12 protein-coding genes are annotated in these 15,587 nt (G+C 71.1%); 6 read left to right on the plus strand and 6 right to left on the minus strand.

Annotated elements, in window-relative coordinates; all coding sequences use genetic code 11:
• Positions 1 to 185 precede the first annotated feature (185 nt).
• Complete coding sequence (locus tag IE207_RS10580; protein ID WP_190183820.1) at positions 186 to 389, plus strand: hypothetical protein; 204 nt, start codon at positions 186 to 188, stop codon at positions 387 to 389.
• A 193-nt stretch (positions 390 to 582) separates the two neighbouring features.
• Positions 583 to 1,905, plus strand: a complete 1,323-nt coding sequence (locus IE207_RS10585; RefSeq protein WP_229873627.1) for a polysaccharide deacetylase family protein — start codon at positions 583 to 585, stop codon at positions 1,903 to 1,905.
• A 33-nt stretch (positions 1,906 to 1,938) separates the two neighbouring features.
• Here IE207_RS10585 and IE207_RS10590 read toward each other — a convergent pair whose 3' ends face one another.
• Positions 1,939 to 3,906 (minus strand): transglycosylase domain-containing protein, encoded by a 1,968-nt coding sequence (locus IE207_RS10590; protein WP_308433577.1) that lies wholly within the window; start codon positions 3,904 to 3,906, stop codon positions 1,939 to 1,941.
• 397 nt (positions 3,907 to 4,303) lie between these two features.
• Between IE207_RS10590 and IE207_RS10595 the strand changes: the two genes are divergently transcribed.
• Positions 4,304 to 5,443: an amidase domain-containing protein gene (locus IE207_RS10595; RefSeq protein ID WP_190183822.1), complete on the plus strand. Its 1,140-nt coding sequence runs from the start codon at positions 4,304 to 4,306 to the stop codon at positions 5,441 to 5,443.
• A gap of 134 nt (positions 5,444 to 5,577) precedes the next feature.
• Positions 5,578 to 6,588, plus strand: a complete 1,011-nt coding sequence (locus tag IE207_RS10600; protein WP_190183823.1) for a glutathione S-transferase family protein — start codon at positions 5,578 to 5,580, stop codon at positions 6,586 to 6,588.
• On the opposite strand, the gene IE207_RS10605 is transcribed toward IE207_RS10600, so the two are convergent.
• On the minus strand, positions 6,539 to 7,282 hold the full coding sequence (locus IE207_RS10605) for a hypothetical protein (RefSeq protein ID WP_229873670.1): 744 nt from the start codon (positions 7,280 to 7,282) through the stop codon (positions 6,539 to 6,541). The genes IE207_RS10600 and IE207_RS10605 overlap by 50 nt on opposite strands.
• Before the next feature lie 105 nt (positions 7,283 to 7,387).
• Between IE207_RS10605 and IE207_RS10610 the strand changes: the two genes are divergently transcribed.
• Complete coding sequence (locus IE207_RS10610) at positions 7,388 to 8,014, plus strand: TetR/AcrR family transcriptional regulator (protein WP_190183825.1); 627 nt, start codon at positions 7,388 to 7,390, stop codon at positions 8,012 to 8,014.
• A gap of 191 nt (positions 8,015 to 8,205) precedes the next feature.
• Here IE207_RS10610 and IE207_RS10615 read toward each other — a convergent pair whose 3' ends face one another.
• Positions 8,206 to 9,381 (minus strand): epoxide hydrolase family protein, encoded by a 1,176-nt coding sequence (locus IE207_RS10615; protein ID WP_190183826.1) that lies wholly within the window; start codon positions 9,379 to 9,381, stop codon positions 8,206 to 8,208.
• Positions 9,382 to 9,510: 129 nt separating this feature from the next.
• On the opposite strand from IE207_RS10615, the gene IE207_RS10620 reads away from it, so the two are divergent.
• Positions 9,511 to 10,629: an alpha/beta hydrolase gene (locus tag IE207_RS10620; protein WP_190183827.1), complete on the plus strand. Its 1,119-nt coding sequence runs from the start codon at positions 9,511 to 9,513 to the stop codon at positions 10,627 to 10,629.
• Between the two features lie 39 nt (positions 10,630 to 10,668).
• Here the strand turns inward: IE207_RS10620 and IE207_RS10625 are convergent, their stop codons facing one another.
• The 3 genes from IE207_RS10625 to IE207_RS10635 all read right to left on the minus strand — a co-directional run bounded on the left by IE207_RS10625 (position 10,669) and on the right by IE207_RS10635 (position 15,560).
• Positions 10,669 to 12,255: a serine/threonine-protein kinase gene (locus IE207_RS10625; protein ID WP_190184209.1), complete on the minus strand. Its 1,587-nt coding sequence runs from the start codon at positions 12,253 to 12,255 to the stop codon at positions 10,669 to 10,671.
• Positions 12,256 to 12,381: 126 nt separating this feature from the next.
• Positions 12,382 to 13,923: a hypothetical protein gene (locus IE207_RS10630; protein ID WP_229873628.1), complete on the minus strand. Its 1,542-nt coding sequence runs from the start codon at positions 13,921 to 13,923 to the stop codon at positions 12,382 to 12,384.
• Between the two features lie 104 nt (positions 13,924 to 14,027).
• Positions 14,028 to 15,560 (minus strand): amino acid permease, encoded by a 1,533-nt coding sequence (locus IE207_RS10635; protein ID WP_190183828.1) that lies wholly within the window; start codon positions 15,558 to 15,560, stop codon positions 14,028 to 14,030.
• Positions 15,561 to 15,587: the final 27 nt, after the last annotated feature.

Genomic DNA, 15,587 nt, shown 5'->3' on the forward strand with positions numbered 1-15,587 from the left:
TTGCGCGGACCCGCGCTGCAAGCACACCGGCGCCTCGGACCGCCAGTTGCGGGCCGAACCCGTCACAGAGCGCGGAAATCGGCCATTCGGCTTCACTTTGCCGATGTGCGGGCATGTGGCGGGACTGCGAGGCGGCCCCTCCCTACCTTTCGAGATGCCCTTAACCAATCGAAAAAGGTGGATTCATGCGATCTGTCCGTTCTCTTGTAGCCGTCCTCGCCGCCGCCGGCACCCTCGTCCTCGGTGGCGCCTCGCTCGCCAGCGCCGACGTGAGCGTCAACTACCAGCCCGAGCCCTCGTACACGTTCGTCTTCGGCAACTGGCTCCAGTTCGCGGCCGACGACGTGTTCAACGCCGGCCACGACAACACGGTCGGCTCGAACAACTGACGGTGACGAACCCCGACGCCCCCTGCCGTGCGGCAGGGGGCGTCGCATTTGCGCCGCTTCCCGGGGCTGTGGGTTGGCTGTGAAGCGACGTACGGGAGGGGGCTCGGGTGCGGGATGAGTGCCGACAAGTTCTATATTCGTACGAACCATCCACGCGCGGCCCGGCTGCGGTGAGCAGGGGGGGACAATAGCGATGGCTGACGCCGACGCCACCGCAGGCACCCGGGCGGAATCCCGGAGCAGCCGCAAGGTGCGCCGGAAGGCGCAGAACCGCAGGCGCCTGGGCATAGCCGCGGCCGTGATCTCCCTCGGCGGGGCCGCGGCCACCGCGTACGCCGTCACGCTGGGCGGCCCCTCAGGGTCCGCCAGGAGCGACGCCAAGCTCGGCGCCCCGGGGACCGCGGCGGACAGGGCCGCCGCCGCGAAGGGCTCGGAACAGGCCTGGGACGGCAAGGTCAAGGTGCTGGGCGACGGCTCCACCTCGTACACCGGACCCCAGCCGGGACAGCTCAAACCCGAGCGGCTCAAGCCCGGCGAGAAGCCGCCGCAGTTCGTGGTCTTCTCCTGGGACGGCGCGCTGGAGGGCGACGACCACCTCTTCTCCCACTTCCGCAAGGTGGCCCAGGAGAGCAAGGCACACATGACCTTCTTCCTCACCGGCATCTACCTGCTGCCGGAGGACAAGAAGACGCTCTACCACCCGCCGCAGCACAATCCGGGCGCGGCCGCCATCTCGTACCCCACCGTCCCGCACGTGAAGTCCACGCTCGCGCAGTTGAGCGGCGCCTGGGCCGACGGCGACGAGATCGGGTCGCACTTCAACGGCCACTTCTGCGGGCCCAAGGGCGGTGGGGACTGGAGTCCCGACGAATGGAAGAGCGAGATAGACCAGACGTATTCCTTCGTCAAGAACTGGAAGACCAACACCGGGTTCACCAAGGAGGCGCCGCTGCCCTTCGACCCGGACCGGGAAGTGGTCGGCGGCCGCGCGCCCTGCCTTGAAGGTCAGAAGAACCTGATGACCGCGATCAAGCCGTACGGCTGGCGCTACGACGCGAGTTCCGCGGGGGACTTCCAGCTCTGGCCGTCCAAGCCGGACGGCATCTGGAATTTCCCCCTCCAGCTCGTACCGCTCCAGGGCAAGGAGGTGCAGGTCCTGTCGATGGACTTCAACTTCCTCTACAACCAGTCGGGCGACAGCACCCACGGCGACCCGGCGAAGTTCGCGGCCTGGCAGGCGCAGACCCGCGCCTCGTACCTCAACGGCTTCAACCGCGTCTACAACGGCAGCCGGGCGCCCATGTTCATCGGAAACCACTTCGAGGACTGGAACGGCGGCATCTACATGAACGCCGTCGAGGACGTGATGAGGGACGTCTGCCCGCGCCAGGAGGTGCGCTGCGTCTCGTTCAAGGAGCTCGCGGACTGGCTCGACGCCCAGGACCCGAAGGTGCTGGCCCAGCTGCGGATGCTCGACCCGGCGCAGGCGCCGGACTGGACCGCGCTGATCAAGTAGCCGTATCCGGTGGAGCGGGCGGGGCCGCCCGGCCTACTTCACCGCCTTGATGTAGTCGGCCCAGAGGTGCAGCGCCCGGTCACTGCCGGGCGTGTTCGGGGTGTCGCCGCCCAGCCCCGTCAGCGGCAGCGGCACCAGGTCGGTCAGCGCCATCCGGTAGACCACCACGGCCGTGGATTCGTGCTCGGTGCTGCCCACGAACCAGCCCGCCGTGTTCGCGGCGGTCGTTCCGGTCTTGCCCGCCGTGCCGGGGTACGCCTTGGCCGCCGCCTTCGCCGAGCCCTCGATGACCGCGGACCGCAGCGCGTCCGTCACCGCGCGGGCCGTCTCGGCCTTCACGGCCCGGGTCGGCTTCGGCCCCTCCAGCGGCAGCGCGGCGCCGTTGCGGGTGACCGACCTCACCGAGTAGGGGTCGGTGTGCATGCCGCCGGCGGCGAAGGTCTCGTAGGCGCCGGCCATGCGGATCGCGCTGGGGGTGGAGTTCTCGCCGAGCGCGAACGTGGGGATCCGCGGTCCGAGGCTCGATCCGAGCAGGCCCGAGCGCTCGGCGAGCGAGTCCACCCGGTCGAGCCCGACATCGAGGCCGAGCTGCAACATCGGGGTGTTCACGGAGTCGGCTACGGCCTGGCGCAAGGTCACCTGGCCCCAGTTGCGCCCGCCGTCGTTGCGGCCCTTGACCACTTTGCCGCTGCGGTCCCAGTACGGCCCTTCGGGCGTCTGCACGGTCACCTGGTCGTTGCCGTCGTACGTGGTGGCAGGGGAAACGGGCGTACGGGGCTTGCCGCGCGTGCGCAGCACCCCTTCCTCCAGTGCGGCGGCGTAGACGAACGGGGTGAACGCCGTGCCGGCCGGGATCGTCGTCGCGTTCGACTCGTTGAATCCCTGCTTGAGGTAGTCGGGGCCGCCGTACACGGCGAGCAGCCGGCCGTCGGGGGCGACGCTCGCCGCGCCGATCTTGGCGTCCTTGTCCGTGTTGGGGCGCTTTTCGGCGTCGAAGTCCTTCTGTGCGTCCTGGACCGCGGCGGTCAGCGCCGTCATACGGGCCTTGTCGAAGGTCGTGTAGATCTGGTAGCCGCCGAGGTCGAATTCGGCGTCCGGGATGTGGCCGTTCTTGACCGCGTACGCCTTCGCGAGATCGACCAGGTAGCCGGTCTGCGCGCCGGGGGTGCCGGGGAGGGAGGCGCCCGTGGGTTCGGGGAACTTCGTGTAGGTGGCCCGCTCGGTGCGCGAGAGCTGGCCGGTGTCGACCATGCGGTCCAGGATCCAGGACCAGCGTTCGACGGCCCGCGCGTGGTTCTCCTTGCCGAGCGCGGGGTCGTACAGGCCCGCGCCCTTGAGGAGCGAGGCCAGGAAGGCGCCCTCACTGGGGTTGAGCTGCGAGACGTCCTTGCCGTAGTAGGCCTGGGAGGCGCGCTGGATGCCGTAGGTGCCGCGCCCGAACCAGCTGGTGTTGAGGTAGTCCTGGAGTATCTGCTTCTTGTCCGTCTGGTTGTCCAGCTTCACGGCGAGCAGGATCTCGGTGAACTTCCGGGACAGCGTGCGGTCCTGGTTGAGATAGGCGTTCTTCACGTACTGCTGCGTGATGGTGGACCCGCCCTGGGTCTCGCCTCCCGTCACGGCGGCGCGCAGGGCACGCAGGACGCCGGACGGGGAGACTCCCGGATCCGAGTAGAAGCTGGCGTTCTCGGCCGCGAGGACGGCTCCCTGGACCTTGGGCGGCACCTTGTCCAGCGGCATCTCCTGGCGGCTGACCCAGCCGGTGCGGGCCATCGTGGAGCCGTCGGCCCAGTAGAAGACGTTGTCCTGCTGTCGGGCGAAGGAGTTGAGGTCGTCGGGTATCGGGGTGGTGGCGTAGGCGAGGGCGACGAAGCCCGTCAAGCCGGTGAACAGGTACAGGCAGGCACCCAGCCACTGGCGCCAGGAGGGTATCCAGCGGTGCCAGCCGCTGCGGCCCGGCCTCGGGTAGTCGGGCCGCAGGCGACGCAGTTGCGTACGTGCCACGGCGGCGGCCGGTGCCAGGGCGGCGAGCCGGCCGGCCGCTGCCCGGGCGAGGGCATCGAGCCGCCCGGCCCCCGCCTTCGGGCGGCGCCGCGAGCCGGGCGTGCCCCGGCGGCCCGACGCGGCGCCGCGCGTGTCCTGCGGAGCCGCCCGCCCGTTCCGCGATCGCTCGCTTGCAGCCGAATCCTGCCTGTCCACTCGAAATGCCCCCTGTGCCGTGCCCTCCCGGACACCCTAGATGCACTTGCTGTGGGACCGGCAAGCGGAGTCCGGCAGCCCGGTGACCAGGGCGAGCGGGACTGGCGAGCGGCGACGAAGCGGAACACGACGAACAGGTCGCCCAGTTGTGCGAAGATGCCCTCCCCCGGTTCGTGCGTACCGGGTGACAAGGGGAAACACAGTGATACCTAAGAGGTTCAGGCCCGCCGCCATCGCGGCCCTGACCGTGGCCCTGGCGTCCGGCAGCATGCTCGCCTACTCCGCCAACGCGGGCACCGGTCCCGAGGCGGCCGATCGCGCCACCGCCGACACCTTCGCCGCCGTGGCCGACGACGTGCTCTCGCAGCGCACCCAGGCCCTGGTCGATGAACAGCCAGGTCACCACAATTCGGGGCACAAGTCCGCGAAGACGCGGTTGTCGGCCCAGTTGAAGAAGGACGAGGAAACGGCGATCTCGTCGCTGCGGTCCCGCAAGACGCGGCTCGCGGAGCTCGGCGAGGCCTACACGGGCGCCGACACCCGGGTGGCCGTCGACCGCGCCACGGTCACCGGCGGCAAGGCGACCGTCGAGGTCACCGAGCAGACCACGCTCACCTACAAGAAGGTGCGCGGGGACGAGCCGGCGACCACCGACTTCCGGACGCGCTACGAGCTCACCCTCACCAGCAAGAAGGGTGGTGCCTGGGAGCTGACCTCCATCAAGTCCCAGGAGAACGGCCCCGTAGCGATCAACGAGCCGGTCGCGGCCAAGGCGAACGTCGTCAAGGACGACGGCAACCAGTACCCCGACGGCACGCCCGCGTCCACCAAGTACCCGGCACCGGCCAAGCCGAAGGTGAAGACCGGCGGTACTTACGACTACGCGGCCATGGCGAGTTACGCGGAGAAGTACTGGAGCAACTACAACCCCGCGTACCGCAAGTTCACCGGCGCCGGGGGCGACTGCACCAACTTCATCAGCCAGGCGTTGAAGGCGGGTGGCTGGAAGGCCGTTCCCGGCTCCACGTCGGACTACCGCAACTGGTGGTACGACGGCACCCGCCAGTCCGACTCGTGGGTCGGGGCGAACGAGTGGGCGTGGTTCACGCTGTCCAACCAGCGGGCCGCCAACCTGGCAAACGTCTACCAGACGGACGTCGGTGACATCGTGCAGGTGGACTTCAACAAGGACGGGTCCAAGGACCACTCCATGATGGTGACGTACCGCAGCAGCGCGGGAATGCCGTACCTCACCTACCACTCCACCAACACCTACCGGAAGTCCCTCGCGAGCATCATCGCGTCGTACCCGAACGCGGTCTACTACGCGTACCGCACCTGACGGGTGCCCCTCGGCTCCTCCTGCCGCGGAACCTCCGCGGCAGGAGGAGCCGCTTTGTCCGGCCTGGTCACCCGATGGCCCGATTCGTTTGGTTCGCGGCGTTCACCGGCGCGGTTCCCGGGTAGGGCTCCGAGATGAGCTACGTACACGCGGGCAAGGAGTACTCACGCGACAGCCGGTACCTCACCACCCGGATCACCGCTGACGGGCGCGACGGGTTTCCGGTGGAGTCCGGCCGCTACCGTCTCGTGGTGAGCCGCGCGTGCCCCTGGGCCAGCCGCGCGGTGATCGTACGGCGCCTCCTCGGGCTGGAGGAGGCCCTGCCCATGGCCGTCGCCGGACCGACGCACGACGAGCGCAGCTGGACCTTCGACCTCGATCCGGGGGGCCGCGACCCGGTGCTGGGGATCGAGCGGCTCCAGGAGGCCTACTTCGCCCGCGACCCCGGCTACGACCGGGGCATCACCGTACCCGCGATCGTGGACGTGCCGACCGGCCAGGTGGTGACCAACGACTTCCCCCGGATCACCGTCGACATGTCGCTGGAGTGGACGGCGTACCACCGTGACGGGGCTCCGGCGCTCTACCCGGCCGCGCTGCGACCGGAGATCGACGCGGTGAACGAGGTGGTCTACGAGGACGTGAACAACGGCGTCTACCGGGCCGGCTTCGCCGGGACGCAAGAGGCGTACACCGAGGCGTACGGGCGTCTGTTCGCCAGGCTCGACTGGCTCTGCGAGCGGCTGGAGCGTTCCCGCTACCTCGTCGGCGAGACGATCACCGAAGCGGACGTGCGGCTGTTCACGACGCTCGTCCGCTTCGACGCCGTCTACCACGGCCACTTCAAGTGCAACCGGCAGAAGCTGTCGGAGATGCCGGTGCTCTGGGCCTACGCCCGGGACCTGTTCCAGACGCCCGGCTTCGGCGACACGGTCGACTTCGACCACATCAAGAGGCACTACTACCTCGTGCACGGCGACATCAACCCGACCCGGATCGTCCCCGTCGGCCCCGAGCTGTCGGGTTGGCTCGAACCGCACGAACGGGCGGCCTTGGGCGGCCGCCCCTTCGGGAACGGCACGCCGCCCGGGCCCCTCAGCCCTGCGGAGACCGTTCCGCCGGACCATTCTCCGACGGCCCGCTGAGACGGGCGGCCGGGCGGGCGGTGGGGCGGAGGGCGGCCGGGCGGCGGGGCAGGAGGCAGACCAGGGCGCCGAGGAGGGAGCCGTACACGGCGACCAGGCCGTGGCCGTTGGACTGGGCGAACCACAGGGCGAGGCCGAAGACGGGCACGCCGAGGGCGAGCAGCGCCTCCTGGGTGCCCGCCCGGCTCCGGCCGGCGCGCAGGGCGCGCAGCAGGAGGGGGGCGGCGAGGGTCGCGGCCAGGAAGTAGGTGGCGCCGGAGCTCCCCGCGAAGTTGCGCGGGTCGGTGCTGTGGGCGCTCTCGCCGAACAGGGTGTCGATGTAGCCGGGCAGGAGGATTCCGGCGGCGAAGAGACCCAGCATGAGGGGGCCGCCCCAGAACCAGTCGGCGAGGGCGGCGATGACGGCGAGGGTGGCGATGTTCCACGCGTCCCCGAACAGGCCGCCGTTCTGCATGAACGCGGAGGTGACGGGGCGCCACCAACCGGCTTTGGACGGGTCGCTGTCGAAGGTGTCCATCGCGCCCGGCCAGCACAGCTGCATCACCAGAGCGGCGATGACGAGGGCGGTGAGGCCTATCGCCGCCCAGGGCGTGGGACGCCTTCGCAGGGTGTCCTCGCCGAGCAGGGCCAGTGCACCCTTGAACATCAAAACCATCAGTGCCGCCGTGGTCACGTTGAACACCAGCGCGTCCATCGTCACCACCCCCCTTCGGTCCCCGTCGCTTGCTTGCGAGGACGACAGTAGCCCAGGGACAGCCGAATTCAAACAGTGTTTGAAAACGCGGGGTAGGCTGCCTCCATGAAGCTGACAGCGGAGCGGATCATCGATGCTGGCATGGCGGTGTTCGCCGAGTCGGGGTACCAGGGCCTGTCCATGCGGAGGGTGGCCCAGAGGCTCGACGTCCACGCCGGGAGCCTCTACTACCACGTGCCCAACAAGAGCGCCCTGGTCCGGCTGATGGCGGACCGGGTCGCCCGGCAGGCCTACGAGGCCGGGACAGCCGCCCTGGCGGGACTGGGTCCCGGGGCGGGCTGGCAGGAGCGCGTCGAAGCCCAGCTCGTCGCACTGCGCGGCACCATCCGGCGCCACCCCGGCGGGGCGGTCATGTTCGCCGACAGCCCGAAGGTACTGAGCGACGGGGCGCTGGCCCTGATGGAGCGGCTGCTGGAGACCCTGGCCGAAGCGGGCGTACCCGCCGCCGACGGAGGTGTGGGAGCGGACGCCCTGCTCAGCCATGTCACCGGGTTCGTCCTGCAGGAGCAGAGCCAATCGCCCGCCGTGGCCGTCGGCGCCGAGGAGGGCGCGGCGCTGTGCGAGCGCTTCCCGATGACCGTGGCCGCCGCCTCGGCCTTCGGGGAGGACGAGAAGTACCTCCGCAGCGTGCGGCTGGTGTGCGCGGGGCTCGAAGCGCTCCTGCGTCCGTGAGGCCGCCGCGGTGACGTGGAGGCGGTCAGCGCCGACAGGATCGCCGTCAGTGCGATGAACGCCGACTGGAACGCGGGCCCCGTCGACCGCACCGTGACCGCCGCGCTGATCGCCGGTCTCCGCCCGTAAGGCGCCCTCGCTCCGGTGGCGTTGCCCGCCCCGGCGATCCCCATGGCCGGTGTGCGGCCGGGTCAGCCGGCCGCCGCCGAACGGTAGGGGCGGAAGAACGCGCGCAGTTCCTGCGCGTACAGCTCGGGCTGCTCGAACGGTGCGAAATGCCCGCCGCGCGCGGGTTCGGTGACGCGCACGACGTTCGCCGTGCGCTCCAGCCACGCGCGCGGCGGGCGGACGATGTCACCGGCGAAGAGCGAGAAGCCGGACGGCACTTCGACCCGGCGGGCGTGCTGCGCGGGAGGGATCGAGGCGTTCGCGCGGTACATGCGCATCGACGAGCCGATCGTTCCCGTGAGCCAGTAGAGGGTGACGTTCGTGAGGATCTCGTCCTTCGTGAAGGCGCGCTCGATGTCGCCGTCGCAGTCGCTCCAGGCCCGCAGCTTCTCCACGATCCATGCGGCGAGCCCGGCCGGCGAGTCGGTGAGCCCGACGGCGGCGGTCTGGGGTTTCGTACGGTGCATGGCCGCGTAGGCTCCTTCGCTGCCGCCCCAGGCCGCGGCGTCTTCGAGCCAGGTGCGTTCCTCGGGCGCCAGGTCCGCCGGATCTCCGGTGAAGACGGGCACGCCCGCGTCCGTACGGTGGACGGCGACGACCCGGTCGGGATGGTCGAGGGCGAGGTAGCGGCTGACGTGGCTGCCGATGTCGCCGCCCGCCGCGCCGAACCGCGCGTAGCCGAGTACGCCCATGAGTTCTGCCCACAGGGCGGCGACGGCGATGGAGTCGGGCGGCGGACCGGTGGGGCGGTCGGAGTACCCGTAGCCGGGCATGTCGGGTACGACCACGTCGAACGCGTCGGCGGGGTCGGCGCCGTGCGCGCCGGGATCGGTGAGGAGCGGGATGACCTTCGTGTAGCGCCAGAACGAGTCGGGCCACCCGTGGCCGAGGACCAGGGGCAGGACGGGCCCCGTCGGGGCGGCGGCGCGGACGTGGACGAAGTGGATCCCGTGGCCGCCTAGCGTGACACGGAAGTGGGGCAGCCGGGCGAGCGCCGCCTCCTGCGCCGGCCAGTCGTAGCCGTCCGCCCAGTAGGCGACGAGCTCGCGGAGGTAGGTGGGGTCGGCGCCGAGCGACCATCCGGCGTCCTCGGGTGCGTCCGGCCAGCGCGTGGCGCGCAGCCGCGTACGGAGGTCCTGGAGCGCCCCGGGTGCGGTCGAGGGGGTGAACGGCTCGATCTGCGGCGGTTGGTCCGGCATGGCAGGCATGCTAACGCGGCGGGAACGGATCACCGCGTAAGCCCGTCTTCCCTGACGCGCACCGCGACGGGTGCGTCCGGACCGCCCGCGGCGGTCCGGCCCGACACGACGCAGAGGCCTTCCCGACCCGTGAGTCTGACGAGTACCGCCCCCTTGCTCATCGCCGTACTGATCCTCGCCCTCACCATCGCCGCAGTGGTCAGGTGGTGGCCGCGGCTCGCGCGGCAGGGCTGGAGACACGTCGCCGGGCGGGTGGGTCTGCTGTGCCTCATACAGGTCCTGCTCCTCGCCACCGTCGGGCTCGCCGCGAACCGCACCTTCCTGCTCTACGGGTCGTGGGCCGAACTGGCGGGCCACTCCCAGCCGGCGCCCGCGCTCGGGCGAGCCGCCGACGACGCCCCCGTACGCGTCCTCGGCAGGCAGGAGACCGGCACCCCCGGCGGCGGGCCGCCCCAGGTGGCCGGGGTGATCGAGAAGGTGACGGTGCACGGCGCGCGTTCGAAGGCCGACGTCCCGGCGTACGTGTACCTGCCGCCCGAGTACTTCCAGAAGGGGAACGAGCACAGGAGGTTCCCCACGGCCGTCGTCTTCACCGGCTTCCCCGGCATGGCGGAGAACCTGATCAAGGGTCTGGACTACCCGAAGAAGGCGTGGGCCCTGGTCAAGGAGAAGAAGACTCGGCCGATGATCCTGGTGATGATGCGGCCCACCACGGAGTCCGCGCGCAACACACAGTGCATCGACGTCGCGGGCGGCCCGCAGAGCGAGACCTTCTTCGCCGCCGACCTCCCGAAGGCGGTGTCCGCCACCTACCGCACCGCCGCCCAGCACACCGGCGCGCGCGGCTGGGCCGTCATGGGTGATTCCACGGGAGGCTACTGCGCGTTGAAGCTCGCGCTGCAGCACCCGGAGAGCTACGCGGCCGGCGTGGGCCTGTCGGCGGACTACAAGCCGGAGGTGGACGGCGACTCCGGTGACCTCTTCCACGGCAACAGCGCCGAGGAGCGCCGTTCGGACCTGCTGTGGAGCCTGGACCACCTGCCGCAGGGCAAGACGTCCTTCCTCGTCACGACCTCGATGCAGGGCGAGGAGAACCACGGGCCCACGCAGAAGTTCATCGCCAAGGTCAAGAGTCCTGCCCGCGTCTCGTCGATCACCCTCGACCACGGCGGTCACAACTTCGCCACCTGGCGCCGGGAGATCCCGCCCGCGCTGGAATGGATCAGCGGCCGCATCACCGGCGAGTGAAGGGCCGTACGGCCGGCTACCGGTCCGGGTCGCAAGCGGTCAGCAGGGGGTCGAGGGGCCCTTCTGGCGGGTGAGGTTGTCGTTGGACATCCAGCCGGCGGTGTTCGTGCCGTCGACGCGGACGTAGGTCCACTTGTTCCCACGGGCGTTGACGACGTAGCAGTGCAACCAGAGCTTCGTGCCGGACTTGGCCGCCGTGACGGCGGGGCAGTTCTGGTAGGGCCCGGCCTCCAGGTGGTAGTCGCCGGTCATGTAGGCGTAGCTGCCCGGCTTCGGGTCCTTGTGGCTCCAGCCGCCACAGCCCGTGGCTACGGGGCTGGGCTGGGCGGCGGTCGCGGGCGGCGGGCTCGGGGTCGCTCCGCGGGTGCGGGCCGCGCCCGACGGCGAGGGCTTGCGGGAGGCGCTGGGAGCCGTCGCGGCCGGGCCGCCGGCGCTTGCCGGGGCGGTGACCGCGGGCAGTGCCGCCGGCACCCGGCCGCCGCCTCCCTTGTCACCGCCGTGCCCGCCGGAGAGGGCGTACGTGACGCCGGCCGCGCCGAACACGGCGAGGGCCGCGGACACGGCGATGGCGGTACGGCGCCGCCCCCGGCCGGGACTTCCTGCCGGGGGCGCCTGCCACGGGGGCACGGAGGGCGGATGGGGCAGGTGGGCGGGGTGCGCGTAGGGCTGGTGGAGCGGTACGGAACCGGCGCCGGCCATCGGAGCCGGCCCGAAGGCGGCAGGGGCCGGGGCCGGTCCCACGACGGACGGCCGAGTCGGCGACGGCCGCGGCGGCAACGCGACGGCCGCCGCAGGCGACGGCGGCGGGGCCCCGCCCGCCGCCGGCTCCGCCAGCATCGCGCGGGCCCGGTCGGCCGTGGGCCGGTGGGCGGGGTCCTTCGCCATGAGCGCCCGGAGCACCGGGCCGAGCGGTCCCGCCCGCCGGGGCTCGGGGAGCGGGTCGGTGACGATCGCCGACAGGGTGGAGTACACGGAGGTGCGGCGGAACGGTGAAGTGCCTTCCACCGCCGCGTACAGCGTCATGCCGAGCGACCAGATGTCGCAGGCCGGCCCGGGCTCCTGCCCCTGGGCCCGCTCGGGCGGCAAGTAGTCCAGGGAGCCGACGAGTTCGCCGCTGCGGGTCAGCTTGGCGAGGGCCTCGTCGCCCGGGCCGTCCATGGTGGCGATCCCGAAGTCGGTCAGCACGACCCGGCCCCCGCGCTCCAGCAGCACGTTCCCGGGCTTCACGTCCCGGTGCAGGACCCCCGCGCGGTGCGCGGCATCGAGGGCGTCGGCCAGCTTGGCGCCGATCGCCGCCGCCTCGTACGGGTCCAGCGTGCCGCGTTCGGTGAGGACGTCGTCGAGGGAGGGTCCGTCGACGAGCTCCATCACGATGACGGGCAGGCCCCGCTCCTCGGTCACGTCGTGCACGGTGACCACGCCGTTGTGCCGGATCCGGGCGGCGGCTTGCGCCTCCCGTTGCATCCGGGCGCGCAGATCGGCGAGTTCGGGTGCGCCGGCGTCGGTGTAGGCGCGTAGGACCTTGACGGCGACCTCACGGCTGAGCAGGGTGTCCTCGGCCCGGGCGACCACTCCCATTCCGCCGCGGCCGATCATCGAGGTCACCCGGTAGCGCCCCCCGAGCATCCTGCCGACCAGCTCATCGTTCGTCTCCCCCGTCGGCACCGCACACTCCGTTCCACAACCCGCTCGTCATGTACCCGTCTGGCGGCACAAGCGTAGAGGCCTGGTCACGGCGGCCGTCGCCCGGCGTCAGGTACCGCCGTTCTTGAGGCGGCGGACGACCTCGTCGGACAGCCGCTTCTGTAGTTCGGCCAGTTGCTCCGGGGTGTACGCGTTGAGGTCGACCGCGCCGGGTGCGGTGGCGCCCTCGTCCTTCGGTTTCTGTTTCTCCTGCTCGCGGCGTTTGAGTTCGGCTTCCTCCGCTGAACCGGGTGCCGCGAACCCGCACCGGATGAGCGCCCCGTCGGCGGTTTTGAGGCAGGTCGCCTCTCGGCCGGCCACCTGGCCCCGGCCCTCGACCCGGTAACGGACGTTCTGTTCGCTGCCGATCGTGGCGGTCCAGGTGCTGCCGCCGGTGGGGACCACCTCGAACACCCTGTCCTCGTTGTAGCAGCAGACGTCCCGGTACTCGGCCTTGACCAGCTCGACGAGTGCCTTCGGAGACGACCACGTCGGCGTGAGCCGGTGGACGGTCATCGGGGCGAGACCACCGCCCTGGTGGCGGGTGGGGACCGTCGATACGGCCACGACCGAGCTGGCCTCACCCTGCGGTGTGAGGGGGGTGACGTACGCGCTGTTCCCGCTGGCACCGCGGTACCGCAGGGTGAACTCCGATTCGTTGCCCTCGTTGGCGCCGTCCTCGGAGGCGTCCCAGCCGCTGCGCTCGAACCACCAGTCGGTGAAGCTGCCGACCGCGGCGGTCCCCTCCCGCTGCCGGGACGCGAGGCTCAGCGGGTAGGAGGGGCCGGGCACCGAGGCCGTGTCATCGGTGATGGTGACCTTTCCGGTCCGTCCGTCGTAGAGCGCCGCTCCGGCCGGGCGCTCGGTGACCACGAGGACGCCGGTCTGGCGTTTGAGGGGGACGACCACGATCGGGGTGTCACCGGAGCAGGTCACGTACGCGTCCGACGCCTCGAAGCGCACCCAGCGCTTCTGGGCCGAGATCATCCGCCCGAGGTTGTGGCCGAACCAGCCGTCGATCCGTGCGTCGGCCCGCTCCACGTCGAATGAGCAGCGTTCCTGGTTGCGGCTGTTGCCGCCGAGCGGGATCTCCTGCACCAGGCCGACCTCGTATCCGGCCAGCCAGCCGCGCCGCTCGACCAGGGTCGCGAACCGGTCCGCGTCCGGCAGGTAGGTGACGTCGGAGATCTCGCCGGTCACATCGCCCAGGTGCGGTCCCGCCTGCGCCTTTCCGACGAGATAGGGCGCGCGGGGCGACAGTTCGGGGACCGGCTCGGAGACGATCCGCACGTCCTGCATGTACGCGCGGTCCTGGAGGTAGGCACCGTACGCCAGCCACCAGACGGCGAGGCCCAGCCCGAGGAGGCCGCCCAGCCAGGCGAGGGCCACCGCCGCGTTCCCCCCGTGGCCCGCGCCGCGCCGTTTCCTGCGGAGCGGCCTCGCCCCCAGCCACAGCGCACCGGCGGTGGCGCCGGCCAGCAGCGGGGCGGCCAGCCAGGCGAAGATCTTCCGTAGCTCCCACACCACGATCGTGGTGTAGTACGAGGCGTACCAGAGCGCCAGACCTGCCAGAAGTACCGCTATTGCCCAGCGCAGTGCCCGGCCCATCATCGCCCCCCCGACGTCGGTTGCCTCGATTGTCCACGTCGCAACGGCACGTGTCAGCAGTCCCGGGCCGCCGGCGCCCGCCCGGGAGGGCGGGCGCCGGGAGGGGCTCAGACGATGCCCTCCGCGATCTCCGCCTGCTCGCTGACGGTCCCGTAGGCCGACGGGGTCCCGTAGGAGCGCCGGGCGACGACCCACCACACGCTCGCGAGGACCAGTACGACCACCAGGGCGATCACCGCGTAGTTCATCGAGTCGACGGTGACCGGGGACTTCTGCGGCAGGCAGAACAGGACGGTGACGACCGCCACCCAGACCACGGCGATCCAGCCGACCGGCTTGCTCCAGCGGCCCAGGCTCCACGGGCCGGGTACGAACCGGTCGCCGGCGCGCAGCCGCAGGTAAATCGGGATGGCGTAGGCGGGCGTGATGCCGATGACGTTGATGGCGGTCACGGCCCCGTACGCGGTGGCGGAGTACAGCGACGGCAGCGCGAGCACGCCCGCGACGACGACGGACAGCCACACCGCCGGGACCGGCGTCTGGGTGCGGCCGCTGACCGTGCGCCACAGGGCGGAGCCGGGGAGGGCGTTGTCCCGGCTGAACGCGAAGACCATCCGGCTCGCGGCGGCCACCTCGGCGTTGCCGCAGAAGAGCTGCGCGACGATGACGACGAGGAGCAGGGCGGTGGCGCCGCCGGAGCCGAGGGCGTCGAGGAAGATCTGGGCGGGCGGGACGCCGGTGGCGCTGTCCTGGACGCCGGCGTAGTCCTGGATGGCGAAGGTGAGCCCCGCGAGCAGGGCGAAGCCGGCGATCCAGGAGACCCAGATGGACCGGACGATGCCCTTGGCGGCGGTGACGGAGGCGTTCGAGGTCTCCTCCGAGAGGTGGGCGGAGGCGTCGTACCCGGAGAAGGTGTACTGGGCGAGCAGCAGGCCGACGGCGGCGACGTAGAACGGGTTGGCCCAGCCGGTGTCGTTGACGAAGTGGGTGAAGACGAACGAGGGCGACTGGTGGTGGTCGGGGACGATGGCGAGGGCGCCGACGATCAGGGCGACACCGCCCAGGTGCCACCAGACGCTGACGGAGTTGAGCACGCTGACGAGGCGGACGCCGAAGAGGTTGAGCGCGGCGTGCAGCAGCAGGATGCCCAGGAAGATCAGGAACGTCGATCCGGCGGTGGGTACGAAGCCGAATTGGAGGTTGAGGAAGGCGCCGGTGAACAGGGCGGCGCCGTAGTCGATTCCGGCGATGGCGCCGAGGAGGCCGAGGAGGTTCAGCCAGCCCGTGTACCAGCCCCAGCGGCGTCCGCCGAGCCGGTCGGCCATGTAGTAGAGCGCGCCGGAGGTGGGGTAGGCGCTGGTCACCTCGGCGAGGGCGAGGCCCACGCAGAGCACGAAGAGGCCGACGCCCACCCAGCCCCACAGCATCACGGACGGGCCGCCGGTGCCGAGTCCGAAGCCGTACAGGGTCATGCAGCCGGAGAGGACGGATATGACGGAGAAGCTGATGGCGAAGTTGCCGAAGCCGCCCATCCGGCGGGCGAGTACGGGCTTGTAGCCGAGTTCTCTGAGCCGTTCCTCCTCGTCCTGGGGGCGTGGGGCGTTGCGGCCCTGACGGGCCGCCCATGCGGTTCGGGACATGGTGGTACCTCCGGGTGGGTGGTCGAG

This window comes from Streptomyces cirratus, from assembly GCF_014650775.1.
GTDB lineage: Bacteria > Actinomycetota > Actinomycetes > Streptomycetales > Streptomycetaceae > Streptomyces > Streptomyces cirratus.